At 65.3% G+C, this 14767-nt stretch carries 12 protein-coding genes and 1 pseudogene; 10 read left to right on the forward strand and 3 right to left on the reverse strand.

Features of this window, described 5'->3' with window-relative positions; genetic code table 11:
• Positions 1–168 (reverse strand): annotated as a pseudogene (locus tag VMJ11_RS13620) (hopanoid biosynthesis associated radical SAM protein HpnJ); the annotation flags it as partial.
• 643 nt (positions 169–811) lie between these two features.
• Here VMJ11_RS13620 and VMJ11_RS13625 point away from each other — a divergent pair.
• Positions 812–2002: a glycosyltransferase family 4 protein gene (locus tag VMJ11_RS13625; RefSeq protein ID WP_325619923.1), complete on the forward strand. Its 1191-nt coding sequence runs from the start codon at positions 812–814 to the stop codon at positions 2000–2002.
• Positions 2003–2059: 57 nt separating this feature from the next.
• On the opposite strand, the gene VMJ11_RS13630 is transcribed toward VMJ11_RS13625, so the two are convergent.
• Positions 2060–3052, reverse strand: coding sequence for a GNAT family N-acetyltransferase (locus VMJ11_RS13630; RefSeq protein ID WP_325619924.1), 993 nt, complete (start codon positions 3050–3052; stop codon positions 2060–2062).
• Positions 3053–3567: 515 nt separating this feature from the next.
• Positions 3568–4422 carry an IclR family transcriptional regulator gene (locus VMJ11_RS13635; RefSeq protein ID WP_325619950.1) on the reverse strand — a complete coding sequence of 285 codons (855 nt, stop codon included), beginning with the start codon at positions 4420–4422 and terminating at the stop codon, positions 3568–3570.
• Positions 4423–4738: 316 nt separating this feature from the next.
• On the opposite strand from VMJ11_RS13635, the gene VMJ11_RS13640 reads away from it, so the two are divergent.
• From VMJ11_RS13640 to VMJ11_RS13680, 9 genes are all read left to right on the forward strand, one after another.
• A complete protein-coding gene (locus VMJ11_RS13640) occupies positions 4739–5830 on the forward strand; it encodes an ABC transporter ATP-binding protein (protein ID WP_325619925.1) in 1092 nt (363 codons plus the stop codon).
• Positions 5823–6728, forward strand: coding sequence for an ABC transporter permease (locus VMJ11_RS13645; protein WP_325619926.1), 906 nt, complete (start codon positions 5823–5825; stop codon positions 6726–6728). The genes VMJ11_RS13640 and VMJ11_RS13645 overlap by 8 nt, the downstream gene beginning before the upstream one ends.
• A 54-nt stretch (positions 6729–6782) precedes the next feature.
• Complete coding sequence (locus VMJ11_RS13650; protein WP_325619927.1) at positions 6783–7577, forward strand: ABC transporter permease; 795 nt, start codon at positions 6783–6785, stop codon at positions 7575–7577.
• Between the two features lie 64 nt (positions 7578–7641).
• A complete protein-coding gene (locus tag VMJ11_RS13655) occupies positions 7642–7971 on the forward strand; it encodes a (2Fe-2S)-binding protein (RefSeq protein WP_325619928.1) in 330 nt (109 codons plus the stop codon).
• Positions 7968–9398, forward strand: a complete 1431-nt coding sequence (locus VMJ11_RS13660; RefSeq protein WP_325619929.1) for an NAD(P)/FAD-dependent oxidoreductase — start codon at positions 7968–7970, stop codon at positions 9396–9398. Before VMJ11_RS13655 ends, VMJ11_RS13660 begins: the two co-directional genes overlap by 4 nt.
• Positions 9391–10527, forward strand: a complete 1137-nt coding sequence (locus tag VMJ11_RS13665; RefSeq protein ID WP_325619930.1) for an FAD-binding oxidoreductase — start codon at positions 9391–9393, stop codon at positions 10525–10527. Before VMJ11_RS13660 ends, VMJ11_RS13665 begins: the two co-directional genes overlap by 8 nt.
• A 12-nt stretch (positions 10528–10539) precedes the next feature.
• Positions 10540–11598, forward strand: coding sequence for an ABC transporter substrate-binding protein (locus VMJ11_RS13670; RefSeq protein ID WP_325619931.1), 1059 nt, complete (start codon positions 10540–10542; stop codon positions 11596–11598).
• Positions 11599–11679: 81 nt separating this feature from the next.
• Positions 11680–13242, forward strand: coding sequence for an SH3 domain-containing protein (locus VMJ11_RS13675; protein WP_325619932.1), 1563 nt, complete (start codon positions 11680–11682; stop codon positions 13240–13242).
• Positions 13243–13622: 380 nt separating this feature from the next.
• On the forward strand, positions 13623–14720 hold the full coding sequence (locus VMJ11_RS13680) for a porin (protein ID WP_414694390.1): 1098 nt from the start codon (positions 13623–13625) through the stop codon (positions 14718–14720).
• Positions 14721–14767: the final 47 nt, after the last annotated feature.

Here is a 14767-nt window from a genome sequence, read left to right on the forward strand (position 1 = left end):
ACCGTCGGCGGGCGCGTCGAGCACGCGGCTGCCCGGCACGAGGGCCGCGGGCTGCGCGAGCCAGGTGGGATACCAGAACGAGCGGATCTCGCGCTTCGCCTGATAGCGCGAGCCAGCGCCACCATCGAAGCCGTCATAGGAGGGGGCCTGCAGAAACAGCGTTTTCATATTGCTTGATTGTCGGCGTGGTGTGGGAAGCACCGGTTGTCTTCTGGAGGGCCTTGCCGGCGTCTAAGGCTGCAAAACCATTACATAATCCATACGATACTCATTCATTATCGCGGCACTGTCGGACATTTGAAAGACTTGGCGCCGCACGCGTCAATCTTACTAGTATTTCGGGAAACTCATGAAAAGCTGAAACGCTTTCCTTCCGCCGCCATATCAAGGCACGCAAACCTTCAAGGTTATACGTCTGATGTGACAGTTATTCGTGCGCCGCCGCAATGGACGAAAACCCGCCAAAGGCGAGCGCTCACGCACACCTCGAACCGCGCACATCAGCCGCGCGGCCCGAACGCGGCGCATGCGGCCCACTTCATTCCCTGGACGAATCAGAGGCGCATGGCTATCGGCTTCAAATGGTCTCCCGCCATATCGGACAAGTATTCGCTGATCGCCGACATTGCGCAAAAAGACGGCAGGCTCGGGTTACGATGCTCCAAATGGTGTGACTGCGGTTTCCCGCTGTGCATGCGCGCGCGGCGTGGCGCAGCAAACGCTGCCGGCAGGTTGCGACGACTGTCGGGAAGATACGCGGTCACGCACCGTTGCGTGGCACTGCCAATTCCACCGTGAGCCGTCATTGTCCATGCGCATTCTCTTCGTCATCGGCAATCTGGGTGACTATCACGTCCCTCGCTATGAGGCTCTCGTCAGCGCGGCCTCCAGTCGCGGCCACGAAGTAGCGCTTCTCGAGGTCTTCGCACGTTCCGGGGTCTATGGCTTTCCTCAGGAACGTCGCGCCGCCTTCTTCGCGAACCGGCCACAAAAGGCGGAAACCCTCGTCGAGGATGGCGCAGATAGCGATGGACTCGGCGCACGCGACTCGGCGCGTCTGATTTCGAAGGTGCGCAGCTTCATGCCGGACGTGGTCATCACGCTCGGCTACAACACCGGCTATTCAGCCTTGCTTTGCCTGCTCAGGCACCTCACGCGGCGCTTCAAGCTCATCTACATGTCGGACTCGAAGGCCGACGATGGACTGCGCCAGCGGACCAAGGAGCGGTTCAAACGTTTCATCGTGAGCCGTTTCGATGGCGCACTCGTGGCGGGCGAGAAGCATCGCCGCTACGCGCAATCGCTCGGCATTCCGAAGGAACGTTCGCGCATCGGCTTCGACGTGATCGACGTCGACTACTTTTCGCGTCTCGCGCAGGCCGCATGCGACAACCCTGAAGCCGTGCGTGCGCGCTTCGGACTGCCGCAGCGCTATCTGCTTTGCGTGAGCCGCTTCGTCGCGCGCAAGAACGTAGATGTACTGATCGACGCCTACCGGAAATCGGGCGTGTACAACCAGAATATTGGCCTCGTTCTGGTCGGCCAGGGTCCGCTCGAGGCGCAGCTGCGCGAGCGCATCGCGCGGCACGGGCTCGCGCAGCATGTGACGATACTCAACTCGCTTGCCAACCAGGACATGCCGAACCTCTATGCGCTCGCCGAGTTCATCGTGCTGGCTAGCGAATTCGATCAATGGGGCCTGTGCGTGAACGAAGCCTTTGCGGCCGGATGCCCGGCCATCGTCACGCGCACCTGCGGCGTAGCCGGCGAAGTGGTGATAGACGGCGTGAACGGCTTCGTCGTCGAACCGCGCGACGTGTCGACACTCGCCCAGCGCATCGGCGAGCTGGGCGGCGAGCCCGCGCTGCGCGAGCGCTTCGCGGCCGGCGCACAGAGTGCGATCCGGCGCTGGACGCCCCTGCTCTTCGCATCGAGCGCACTGGAGCTTGCGGAGGTCACGACGCGCAACGCGCGCGACCCCGCTCAAAGCGAACTCGTATAGCAGCGCTCAACGCGAAAGCGTTACGGTCGACGTTGCCACGCCCTCGCCTTCGGCGGTTCAGAGATTGGGCGTGAACACGCGTGCGGGAGCCAGCCGGCGCTTGAGCGTGCGCGTCATCAAATAGACGGTACCGAGCCGCTCGACGCCCAGCCGCTGCGTGAGCGTTGCGCCGAAGCCATTGAGGAAGCTGAAAGTGGACGGGCTCGAAAAGCCGTCGAAGTCGAAGGTGAGCCTGCGCTCCAGCGCCCGGCCAATGGCCGTCCAGAGCAGCAGACTGATCGAGCCGCAGTGCGCGTCCTGCGCCCGCGACGAGAGCAGGTAATTCATCGCCTGGTGATCCCACACGAGCCCGATTGCGGCGACGAGCTTCGCGCCCGGCCCGTAGGCCCCGAGCAGCATGCCAGCCTTGCGCTCGACGAACGCATTGACGAGCTGGCGCATGACATCGGCGCCATAAGCGTTGGTGCGAGAGCGCGCCGCGAGATTCGCGTCATAGAAAGCGAGGAATTCTTCGGGCGTGAGATCCGGAACGATCGTCAATTCGCGCGAAGCGCTGCGGATCACGTTGCGCGTCTTGCTGTTCAGACGGGCCCAGGCTTCGTCCGGCGTGGTGCGCGGATCGATGCGAAACGTGTAGCGCGCCGACACCGTGAAGCCGCGCAGCGCAAAAGCGAGCGCATCGTCAATGCGTGGGTCGAGCACCTGGAAAAAGCTGTCGCAGTCGGGTAACTGGTCGATCAGCTGCGCGGTGACATCGAGTTGATGATGCATCTGGCGTGCGGCACTACCGGTCACCGGCTTGATGACGGGGCCAAGCGTGCGCGTGAGCGGCGGCAAGTGCGAGACACGCCACACGCGCGTGCGCGAAATCGTATACGGCATCTCGCCGATGATCTCGTCGTTCTGCTTCACCACCGCGCGCTTCCAGTTGCCCTGTGTGGCGATATCGAGCCACCAGTGCTCATGGAAGATCGAATGCGCCGTGCGGACGGATGCCGGCGCCACCGTGGCAGCCGGTGGATCGAAAACGGGCAACGTCCGGTCGTTCATGGTCGTCATCGGTCACCGGTGTATTTTGACTGCAGGCGCCGCAGGAGCGATTTCGCGGTAACACCCTCCCCAGCGCCCACGCTCCTCAATGGCTTCTCGCCGGCATGGCAACGGCGTGCACCCGATATGACAGCTCACGCGGCGTGGTGTCGACGGGTCCCCGGTTCCTGCAAGGCCGCGCCTACGCCGGCGCGCCGAGTGCTTCAGTTTTTCGTTTCGGGGTTCACCGGCTCCGCGTCGCGATGGACGGCAAATGTCCATGTCGGCGAACTGCCAATGGCACACGGACTCAGTCTACGGATACCACCCCACCCGTTTACGCCAAAATCAAGACGAATACGGATGCCCCCTGCCCACAGCGCATTTTCGTCCGAACATACTCGTTGATTGCGCAATGCAGCATGACCTGGCGGCCCGATTCATTGCGCATATGCCCCTCCGGATGCGAACGACAATCGATAGCGAAACGTTCGTTAGGAATCCACGCAAATCAAGCCGCCGCGGACGCGGGCGATTCACGCCAACGGTTGCGTTGTCATGGCTCGCGTGAGTCCGTGCATGGGGCGGCGCACCGCCACGTCGAACGGATTCGTCTGCGGGCCGATGATTTCGGCTTGCCGCTTGAGCAATTCGACGACTGTCGGCAGCCGATCGTCGGTTAGGCGCGCCGCCAGCGTGCCGACGCTCAGCGCGCCGACTGCACAGCCGTTGCGCTCGAGGATCGGCACCGCCACGCCCGCCATGCCCTCCAGCACGCCGGTGTTGCGTCCCGCATAACCGAGCTTGCGCACGCGCTCGATCTCCGTGCGCAGATACACCTCGTCCAGCACACCGTAGCTGCGCAGGCGGGGCACGTTGAAACGGATGATCTCCTCGCGCTCCGCCTCGGGCAGGAAAGCGAGAATCGCAAGGCTCCCCTGTCCCACACCCAGCGCCACGCGCCCGCCGATATCTCCCGTGAAGGAGCGGATGGGAAACGGCCCTTCGCACATGTCGAGGCATACCGCGTCGAAGCTGCTCTTCACGAGCAGAAATATGGTGTCGCCGAGGCTCGCGCACAGGCGCAGCAACGCGGGACGGCACAACGCGCGCATGCCGCTCGGGTTGCCCGCCTGCGCCGCCATGGCGAAAAAGTCCACGCTCAGGCGGTAGCGTTTCGTGCCTTCGTCCTGCTCGACCACGCCCTCGGCAATCAGCCCCTGCAGCAGGCGATGCACCGTGGCCTGGGTCAGGCCCACCGACTTCGCGAGCGCGGTCACGCGGCTGCCCGCCCCCTGGCTTTCGCCCAACGCGCGGATCACCGCAAATGCGCGCTGCAATACGCCCGCGCCGCGCGCGTCGTCACCCTGCGTTCCGTTTTTCTGTTCCATTGCCGTCAAGTTGCCCTCGATTGATTCCATTCAACGGAATATCCGTCGAATACTCATACGGATGGATGCGCGCCGCGAAACAGCGCGCCGGCACGCACGCATTGGCACGTGCTCAGTAGATCAGGGATTTCCCGAAGATCACCCGATGAAATACGCGAAGCTCGAATCCGATACAAGATTCCATTAAACGGAATATATGCCACATTTTTATCGTTTGATGGAATTTTAAATTGACGACCAAAAAATTGGCTAGCTACAGTCCGCTCAACGCAACGCAATCGACTCAGCGGGTGCCGCTGCACCAAGAGGCCAGACCATGTCGTTCCTCACCTTGACCGATGTTTCGAAATCGTTCGGCGACCTCCAGGCGGTCACCGGCATCAACCTCGCAGTGGAAAAAGGCGAGTTCGTCTCGCTGCTCGGCCCCTCGGGCTGCGGCAAGACCACGACGCTGCAGATGATCGCCGGCTTCGTCGAGACCACGCGCGGCCGCATCACGCTGGACGGCCGCGACATCACGCGCATGCCGCCGAACAAGCGCGGCCTTGGCATCGTGTTCCAGAGCTACGCGCTCTTCCCGCACATGACCGTCGAGCAGAACGTGAGCTTCGGCCTCGAGATGCGCAGCGTGGACAAGGCCGAGCGCAAGGAGCGCATTCGCGAGGCGCTCTCGCTCGTGCGCCTCGACGCCTACGCGCACCGCTTTCCGCGCGAGCTTTCGGGCGGCCAGCGCCAGCGCGTGGCGATCGCGCGCGCGATCGTCATCGCGCCGCCCGTGCTGCTGCTCGACGAACCGATGTCCAATCTCGACGCCAAGCTGCGCGAAGACATGCAGTTCGAACTGCGCGCGATCCAGCGCAAAATCGGCACGACCACGCTGATGGTCACGCACGATCAGTCGGAGGCGCTCTCGATCAGCGACCGCGTCGTCGTCATGGAGAACGGCCGCATCACCCAGGTCGATACGCCGTATCGCGCGTATGAGCGGCCCGAGAACGACTTCGTCTCGCAGTTCATCGGCAAGGCCAACATGCTCGCGGGGCGCATCGTGGCGCGCGAGGGCGACACGATACGCGTCGATCTCGGCAACGACCTTGCGGAAACGGGCTCGATTGCCCAGTTGCCCGAACGAGGGCGAGCGGTTGGTGTGGGCGACGCGATCACGCTGTGCATCCGGCCGGAAAAACTCAGGCTGGGCGCAAGCGGCTCCGGACGGCTTGCCGGCCGTGTGACGAGCCGCTTCTTCCTCGGCAGCCAATGGCTCTACCGGCTCGAAAGCCGCGCCGGCGAGATGCTCGTGTGCTGCCAGAACGAGGGCAAGGAGCCGCTCGCCGAAGGTGACCAGGTGGGTATCGACTGGCATAGCGAGGCGATCCGCTTCATCGCGCAGGAGAGCGCCCGTGTCTAGCACGCTCCCGGCTTCCCAACACGCCCCGCGTGCCGCGCTGCGCGCCGGCTGGCAGGCGTACATGCCGCTATGGCTCATGAGCGCGCCCGCCCTGCTGCTGTTCGCCGCGCTCGTGCTCGTGCCGCTCGCGATGACGTTCGCGCTCACCTTCTACCGCTTCGACCCGTCGAGCGGCCCGATCGCCGCATTCGATCTGCACAACTATGTGGAAGTGCTGGGCTCGTCGTACTTCCATACGATCTTCCTGCGCACGTTCGGCATCGCCGCGCTCACCACGTTGCTGTGCGTCGTCATCGGCACGCCCGAGGCCTACATCCTCTCGCGCATGCGCGACCCGTGGCGCTCGCTCTTCCTGCTCGTGATCCTCGCGCCGCTGCTCGTCTCGGTAGTGGTGCGCGCGTTCGGCTGGAGCATGCTGCTCAACACGAACGGCCTCGTGAACCAGTTCTTCGGCCTCTTCGGCGCGGGCCCGTTCAAGCTCGAATACACGACCTTCGCGATCGTCATCGCGCTCGTGCACGTGATGCTGCCGTTCATGGTGATCCCGGTGTGGACCGCGCTGCAGCGGCTCGATCCGCAAACCGAGAACGCCGCGCTCTCGCTGATGGCCTCGCCCGCCACGACACTGCGCCGCATCGTATTGCCGCAACTGATGCCGGGCATTCTCTCGGGCAGCCTGATGGTGTTCGGCCTCTCGGCCAGCGCGTTCGCGATTCCCGGCCTGCTCGGCGGGCGGCGGCTGAAAGTGGCGGCCACCGCCGTCTACGACCAGTTCCTGAGCTCGATGAACTGGCCGCTCGGCGCGACGATTGCGGTGCTCCTGCTCGTCGCCAACCTGGTGGTGATGCTCACCTACTACCGTGTGCTCGAACGCCGCTACGCCCGCAGCATGGGCTAAGGCGCCTCTCTACCCTGCATCGCACGGAACCCGGAAACCGTCAGGTCATTCATCATGCGCAAAAATGGACTGCTCGCCCTCACGTTCCACAGCTTCGTCATCCTGTTCGTGCTGGCGCCGCTCGTCATCGTGATACTCGTGGCCTTCACGCCCGACGAAACCTTGACGCTGCCCACGCACGGACTCTCGCTGCGCTGGTTCCGCGCGATCCTCGACTACCCGGACTTCATCACCGCGTTCTTCAACAGCCTCAAGCTCGCGTTCGCCTCGGCCACGCTCTCGCTCGTCATCGCGCTACCCGCGGGGCTTGCGATCGGGCGTGCCCGTTTTCCGGGCCGCGGCTTCCTGAACGCGCTGCTGCTTTCGCCGCTCGTGATTCCGGGGCTCGTGCTCGGCATCGCCCTGCTGCGCTTCTTCGCGCTGCTTGGCGCAACGGGCTCGTTCGCGTGGCTGATTCTCGCGCACATGATCATCATCACGCCCTTCGTGATGCGGCTCGTGCTCGCCTCGGTCAGCGGCCTCGACCGCAGTATCGAGCACGCGGCCTCGTCGCTCGGCGCGAGCGCGTGGACCACCTTCCGCCGCATCACGCTGCCGATGATCCTGCCTGGCATCACGGGTGGTTGGCTGCTGGCGTTCATCAATAGCTTCGATGAACTGACGATGTCGATCTTCGTCACTTCACCGCAAACCGTCACGCTGCCCGTGCGCATGTACATGTACGCGACCGAATCGATCGACCCGATGATGGCGTCTGTCTCCGCGCTCGTCATCTTCATCACGGCGGGCGCGATGCTGCTGCTCGACCGCGTTTATGGGCTCAACCGCATCCTGATCGGGCAGCACTGAACGCGGCCCGGCCTCCCTTCCGACCCTTTTCCCCCGACCTTCGCTGCCGCGCAGCCGATCTCCCATGAGCACCGTCACGCCGCTTCCCGTTGCCCAGTTCGTCCGCATTGCCGAAACCGCGCGCGCGAGCGTTTCCTTTGTTCTCGATGGCGTGGAGGTCGAAGCGCTCGCGGGCGACACCCTGCTCACCGCGATCCTCACGCAGCAGCGCCACGTGCGCCGCAGCGAATTCGGCGGCGAGCCGCGCGCGGGTTTCTGCCTGATCGGCGCGTGCCAGGACTGCTGGGTGCGCTGCGAGGACGGCACGCGGCTGCGCGCCTGCTCCACGCCGCTGCGCGCTGGCATGCGCGTACTGACGCAAATCGATTCGGATAACGAAGGAGGTGCGCAATGAGCGCGACGTCTGCCCGCATCGTCATCGTCGGCGCGGGTCCGGCCGGCATTCGCGCCGCGCAGGCGCTCGTGGCCGCGGGGCTGCGCCCCACCGTGATCGACGAAAACGCACGCTGGGGCGGCCAGATTTACCGCCAGCCCGCCGTTGACGCGGGCTTTTCGCGCACGAAGCGCGCGCTGTACGGCTTCGAGGCGAAGAAAGCCGATGCGCTCCACCACGCCATGGCCGAACTCCTCCCGAAGATCGATTACCGTCCCGACACGCTTGCGTGGTCGTGCGAGCCGGGACAGCTCGATACATTGCGCGAGGGGTGCGAGGCGAGCGTGCCGTGGTCGCATCTGATCATCGCGAGTGGCGCGACCGATCGCATCGTGCCGCTGCCGGGCTGGACGCTGCCCGGCGTCTATACGCTCGGCGGCGCGCAGGTCGCGCTGAAGGCGCAAGGCTGCGCGATTGGCCGGCGCACCGTCTTCGCCGGCACCGGGCCGCTGCTCTATCTCGTTGCTTACCAGTATGCGAAGGCAGGCGCACATGTGGCAGCGGTGCTCGACACGAGCCCGTTCGCCCGCCAGGCCGCCGCCGCGCCGAAGCTGCTCAACCAGCCGGGCACCTTCGCGAAGGGCGTGTATTACGTCGGCTGGCTCAAGGCGCACGGCGTGCGCATAGAGCACGGCGTGTCGCTCCCGGCCATCGAGGGCGAGCAGGCCGTCCAGTCCCTGCGCTGGCGCCCGGCGGGCGGAGGGGAGCAAACGATCGCATGCGACGCCGTCGGCCTCGGCTACGGCTTGCGGCCGGAAACGCAGCTCGCCGATCTCGCGGGCTGCCGCTTCGCCTTCGATGCGCTCAACCGCTGCTGGCTGCCCGAACGCGACGCGGCGGGCCGCAGCTCGGTCAAGGGTGTCTATCTCGCAGGAGACGGCGCGGGCATCGCCGGCGCCGATGCCGCCGAACTAGCGGGCCGCCGCGCCGCGCTCGCGGTGCTCGAAGACCTCGGCATCGCGCCGCCGAACGATCCGCAATTGCCCGATGCCGCGACGATCGAAAAGCGCCTCGAGCGCATAGCGGGCTTTCGCGCGGGTATCGAGCATGCATTCGCCCCGCCCGACCATGCCGCCGCGAGCTGGCCGGACGATCTGATCGTCTGCCGCTGCGAGGAAGTCAACGCTGGCACGCTGCGCGGTTGCATCCGCAGCGGCCTCGCGACCGAAGTCAATCGTCTGAAGGCGCTCACGCGTATCGGCATGGGGCGCTGCCAGGGGCGCATGTGCGGCGAGTCGGCCATGGCCCTGCTCGCCGCGGAAACCGGCAAGCCGCTGCGCGAAGTGGGCCGCCTGCGCAGCCAGGCGCCCATCAAACCCATTCCGATCTCGCCGATGCTGTTCGAAGACGGCGTTCGCGTCACCGAAGAGGGAGCCCACGATGAGTGACACGCGCCACTTTCAGGTTGTGATCGCGGGCGGCGGGCTCGTCGGCGCATCCGCGGCGCTCGCGCTCGCGAACAAGGGCATCAGCGTGGGCCTGTTCGAGCGGCGCTTCTGCGGCGCGCAGGCGAGCGGCGTGAACTACGGCGGCGTACGCACCCAGGGCCGTCCTGCCGAGCAATTGCCGCTTGCGGTGCGCGCGCGACGCGTCTGGAGCCGCCTGCCCGAGCTGATCGGCATCGACGGGGAACTCATCGTCTCGGGCCACCTGCGGCTGGCTCGCCGCGACAGCGACATCGAAGCGCTTCACGCCTGGTCTGCGATGGCCCGCGAATACGGCGTCGAGTCACAGGTCATGAGCGGCGACGCGTTTCGCCGGCGCTATCCATGGCTCGGCAAGGCCGCCATAGGCGGGTCGCTCTGCGCGAGCGACGGCCAGGCGAATCCGCGCCTCGTCTCGCCTGGGTTCGCCGCAGCCGCGCGTCGCGCGGGCGCCCACGTGCAGGAGCAGACCGAGTTGAGCGAGCTAAGCTTCGACGGCCGCCGCTTCCAGATGCGTGCGGGCGAAGCGCGCATCAGCGCCGACTGGCTCATCAACTCAGCGGGCGCCTGGGCCAACACGATTGCGGGCAGCTTCGGCGAGACCGCACCGATGAAGCCGATTTATCCGAACATGTGGGTGACCGAGCCGTTGCCGCGCTTCGTCCAGCACAACCTGGGCGTGTATGGCGGCGGCGTCTACGCGCGCCAGGTCGAGCGCGGCAATTGCGTGATCGGCGGCGGACGCGGGCACGGCGACGGCGAATACGCGCAGCCCTCCACCGCGACGACGCGCGCCGTCATGCGCGACGCCTGCGCGCTGCTGCCCGCGCTACGCAACGCGCTCCTCATTCGCACCTGGAGCGGCGTGGAAGGCGAAACGCCGGACAGCAACCCCATCATCGGGCCCAGCGACACCACGCCGCGCCTGCTGCACGCGTTCGGCTTCTCGGGCGGCGGCTTCCTGCTCGCGCCGGGCGTGGGCGAAGTCCTCGCCGAACTCGTCACCGAAGGCGCGACGAGCACGCCCATCGAGCCGTTCTCGATCAGCCGCTTCACCCAGTCTCTCGCTCATGCCGCTCTCCCAGCCAAATAAGGAGTCCTTTAGATGAAACGCACACGCACACTCCCCGCCACGCTCACATCCCTTGCCGCATTCTTCGCCTTCGGCTTCTCCGCCACCGCCTGGTCGCAAGCAAAAACGATCTACATCGGCATGAACGGCGGCCCGATGGAGAAGGCCTACACGAGCCAGGTCCTGCCCGACTTCGAAAAAGCCAATAACGTGAAGGTGGTGATCGTGCCGGGCACGTCCTCGGACGTGCTCGCCAAGCTCCTCGCCAACCGCAACAGCCCGCAGATCCACGTGGTCTTCCTCGACGACGGCGTGATGGCGCGAGCGGTGAGCATGGGTGTGTGCGAAAAGCTCGACGATTCGGCCGCGCTCAAGGAGCTCTATCCGTTCGCCCGCATGAAAGACGACATGGGCGCGGGCGTGCAGCTCGGCATGACCGGCATCGGCTACAACACCAAGGTGTTCGCCGAGAAAGGCTGGGCGCCGCCCACCTCGTGGCTCGATTTCGCGAATCCCAAGTACAAAGGCAAGGTGGTGTTCCAGTCGGCCTCCAGCAGCACCTTCGGGCTGCACGGCTTTCTCGCCATCAACCGCCTGATGGGCGGCAGCGAGAACAACGTCGAACCGGGCTTCACGAAATGGGCGAGCACGGTGGGGCCAAACGTCGTCGAATACATTCCGAACTCGGCCAAGCTCTCGGAGATGATTCAGACCGGCGAGGCCGGCATCTTCCCGCTCACGCCCACGGCGGTCGGCGACCTGAAGGACAAGGGCCTGCCCGTGGCCTATGCGAACCCGAAGGAAGGCGCCGTGCTGCTGCTCGTCGACCTGTGCGTCGTGAAGAACAACCCCGACCCGCAGCTCGCGCAAAAACTCGCGCAGTTCCTGCTTTCGGCGCCCGCGCAAAGCAAGGCCGCCGCTGCCGGCAAGCAGATTCCGACCAACCAGAACGCGACCATGCCGCCGGACATGCAAAAGAGCCTCGGCAACCTCGACCAGCTCGTGAAGAAGGTGACGGTGGTGGACTGGGACGTGATCAACGAGCACCGCGCGCAATGGGATTCGCGCTGGAACCGGCAGATCGAGCAATGAGCGCGTAAATTGCGGGGGCGGCGCGCACGACGGGTCCTGTATCATCCACGGCTAGTCGAACCGAGCACTATCGTATCGTTCATGCGTTCCGCCCTCGAATACTCCCTTCTGCTTTCAAGTCTTGCCACCGCGCCGCGCGCGCGCATTCTTGCACTGACGCTCGCCGCCGCGCTCGGCGTGCTGCCTGCATGCACGAGCGCGCCGACCGCGCAAACGCAGGCCGAGCAAGCGCTGCCGCCCGATACGGTCACGCTGTTCCCTATCGAGCACTACGATCAGAACGTCGATCGCTGGATCGACCCGGCCAGCGCCGGTTACGACAAGCCCTTCCTTTCCCCCGAAGTCCAGCGCGCGCAATTCGAGGCGCTCCTCGCGCGCTATTTCGGCGACGGCCCGAAAGATCCCTCGCCATGGAATCGCGCTTTCATCGAGCAGCGTGTCTATCGTGACGGCGGCAGCGACATCGCCGCGCTGCAAACGCGCCGCCTCGACCTCTTCGACAATACCGACAAGGCGTCGCGCCGCATCGGCTACGGCATGAACTTCCGGCCGCACACGAAGGCGTGGATCGACGCCATCGCGCAAAACGTGAACGTCGGCCAGTTCGAGCAAACGAGCACCTACGACGCCGCGCACCGCGCCATCGCGACGACGGCGCTGCTCGTGCGCGAACTGCCGACTCTCGACCCTTCCTTCTACTCGCACCGCATCGCCGGCGAAGGCTACCCCTTCGACAACCTGCAGGTCAGCGCCGTGCGGCCGGGTGCGCCGCTCTATGTGCTCGGCGCGAGCGCGGACGGCGCCTGGCGCTACGTGCAGACGCCCGACGTGCAAGGCTGGGTGCGCAGCGATGGCGTGGCGAGCGTGGATGACGCCTTCGTTGCCGCCTGGCGTGCAGCGGCGCGGCAGTCGCTCGGCGTCGTGGTGGTGGCCGCCGCCTCGCTACGCGACGACGGCGGCGTGTTCCGCTTCGACGCACCGGCCGGCACGCTGTTGCCGCTGCGGCCCGCTTCCGGCGCGGCGGCGCGCGAAGTGCTGATACCCGCCCGCGACATCGACGGCCGCGCGGCAATCCGTACGGCCCCATTCGATGCAGGCGCGATCGTCGCAGCGCCGCTCGCCGCTACGCCGCGCCATCTCGCGCAACTGATGAAGGCGCTGATCGGCCGGCCTTATGGCTGGGGCAACACGAACTTCGACAACGACTGCTCGGCCGAACTGCAAAGCATCTTCGCGGCATTCGGCGTGTGGCTGCCGCGCCATTCGTCCACGCAGATGAGCGCCGGGGAGATGGCCGACCTTTCGGAGTCCACGCCCGCCGAGCGGCTCGACTGGCTCGTGCGGCACGGCGCGCCCATGCGCACGCTGATCTACATCGGCGGTCACGTGATGCTCTACCTCGGTACGACCGAGCGCGACGGCAAGACAGTGCCGCTCGTCTACCAGGACGTGTGGGGCCTGCGCCCCGCCGACAACAGCCGCCGCGCCGTGATTGGCGGCTCGGTCGTCCTGCCGCTGCTGCTGCGCTACCCCGAAGATCCGGGCCTCGAATCGCTCGCGGCCACGCCGACTTTCCAGGTCAGCATCCTGGGCACACCCGCCGGCGCTCCCTCTCACGAGGACGATGAAAATCCGGCCGGCTGAGTCCGCTGCTCGCGAGCGCCATGTAGCGGACGCATCAAACCGATGCAGAAATGTGATCGTTTCTCCCAGGGTGACAGATTCCGCACGGTCGTACAAAAATAGCCTCCATCGAACGTAGCATTGCGTCAACGTTGCACAACCCTCGTTAGTGGAGAAGCGATCGGTGAACGCGCATTCAATCCGCCTCATGCCTTGCAGGCCCAAGATGACCACGCGCCCGCCCACGCCGCCGCTTTTCCGCCCGCGTCGCGCCTGAGCGCAGCACCCCCAGCATCCGAATCTGTGCGGTTCCGCGAGGAACCCAGGCCCCGTATTGCCTGAAATTCCTGGAACGCCCCGTCATTATCAACCTCAATCCATATAAAACTAAGGATGACGAAATGTTACGATGCGACAATCTCGGCATGAAGTGGCTGGTGCGCTGCCTTGCGGCAGCCGGCTTGATGGGTGCGGCGACTGTCGCAAGTGCTCAGAGCAGCGTCACCCTGTACGGTATCGTCGACGCCTCGCTGCTCTATACGAGCCATACGATGAACATGGAGACGGGCCAGAATGCCGGTCACCAGTTCTCGTTTACCGATAGCGGCATGACGGGGTCCAGCTTCGGCATGCGCGGCACCGAAGACCTCGGCGGCGGCCTGCATGCATTGTTCGCTCTTGAAAGCGGCATCAGCGTGGCCACCGGCCAGTTCAACAACTCCAACGGCAACCTTTTCGGGCGCCAGGCGTGGGTGGGCATGGAAAGCCCCTACGGCACGGTCAAGGCTGGTCTGCAATACTCACCATTCTTCCTGTCGCTTTACCAGACCGATCCGCGCGGCATGTCGTATTTCGGCAGCGGCCTCGTGAGCTACGTGAACAACGTGTTCGTCACCGGGCTCTTCAACAGCAATTCGCTCACCTACACTTCACCGGAAATCGCTGGCGTTCAGGCAGCAGGCATGTTCGCCATGGGCGGCGCGGCGGGCGACTTCCAGGCAGGACGGCAATATTCGGCCAGCCTGCGCTACCACATTGCGGGCTTCACGCTCACGGGCGCGCTCTACAGTGGCAACGCCGGCGGCAGCGCGGCTTCCACGCCGGTTCCGAGCACCGTGGAGTTCGTGGGGCGCACCCTCGGGGCGAGCTATCGCTTCCCGAACTCGCTCACGATCTCCGCTTCGTATGCGCTCTACAAGGTCTCGCAGTCGTTCGACAACAGCGTTTATTCGGGTGGGCTCAGCTATATGGTCCTGCCCTACCTCGACGTGGATGCGGGCGTCTGGTACACGCGCGACGGCAACGACAGCAACAATCACTCGCTGATGGCCGCGAGCGGCGTGCAGTTCTTCCTCTCCAAGCGCACGACGCTTTACGGTCAGTTCGGCTACGTCTACAACCACGGCCACATGGATACCGGGTTGTCGATCAACAACGCGCTGTTTGAAGTGGCTGGCTCGACCGTGGGCGCGAGCATCGGGTTGCGACATCTGTTCTGACGTGCGTGCGCCGCGACGCCCCGGGTTGGCTGGCTGAAAATCCCGGG

It is taken from the genome of Paraburkholderia sp. (assembly GCF_035501035.1).
In the GTDB taxonomy this organism is placed as follows: domain Bacteria; phylum Pseudomonadota; class Gammaproteobacteria; order Burkholderiales; family Burkholderiaceae; genus Paraburkholderia.

What these genes read in the sequence shown, in the direction of transcription:
- VMJ11_RS13625 (WP_325619923.1), top strand. Translation starts at nt 812, where the DNA reads ATGCGCATTCTCTTCGTCATCGGCAATCTGGGTGACTATCACGTCCCT.
- VMJ11_RS13630 (WP_325619924.1), bottom strand. Translation starts at nt 3,052, where the DNA reads ATGAACGACCGGACGTTGCCCGTTTTCGATCCACCGGCTGCCACGGTG.
- VMJ11_RS13635 (WP_325619950.1), bottom strand. Translation starts at nt 4,422, where the DNA reads ATGGAACAGAAAAACGGAACGCAGGGTGACGACGCGCGCGGCGCGGGC.
- VMJ11_RS13640 (WP_325619925.1), top strand. Translation starts at nt 4,739, where the DNA reads ATGTCGTTCCTCACCTTGACCGATGTTTCGAAATCGTTCGGCGACCTC.
- VMJ11_RS13650 (WP_325619927.1), top strand. Translation starts at nt 6,783, where the DNA reads ATGCGCAAAAATGGACTGCTCGCCCTCACGTTCCACAGCTTCGTCATC.
- VMJ11_RS13655 (WP_325619928.1), top strand. Translation starts at nt 7,642, where the DNA reads ATGAGCACCGTCACGCCGCTTCCCGTTGCCCAGTTCGTCCGCATTGCC.
- VMJ11_RS13660 (WP_325619929.1), top strand. Translation starts at nt 7,968, where the DNA reads ATGAGCGCGACGTCTGCCCGCATCGTCATCGTCGGCGCGGGTCCGGCC.
- VMJ11_RS13665 (WP_325619930.1), top strand. Translation starts at nt 9,391, where the DNA reads ATGAGTGACACGCGCCACTTTCAGGTTGTGATCGCGGGCGGCGGGCTC.
- VMJ11_RS13670 (WP_325619931.1), top strand. Translation starts at nt 10,540, where the DNA reads ATGAAACGCACACGCACACTCCCCGCCACGCTCACATCCCTTGCCGCA.
- VMJ11_RS13675 (WP_325619932.1), top strand. Translation starts at nt 11,680, where the DNA reads ATGCGTTCCGCCCTCGAATACTCCCTTCTGCTTTCAAGTCTTGCCACC.
- VMJ11_RS13680 (WP_414694390.1), top strand. Translation starts at nt 13,623, where the DNA reads ATGTTACGATGCGACAATCTCGGCATGAAGTGGCTGGTGCGCTGCCTT.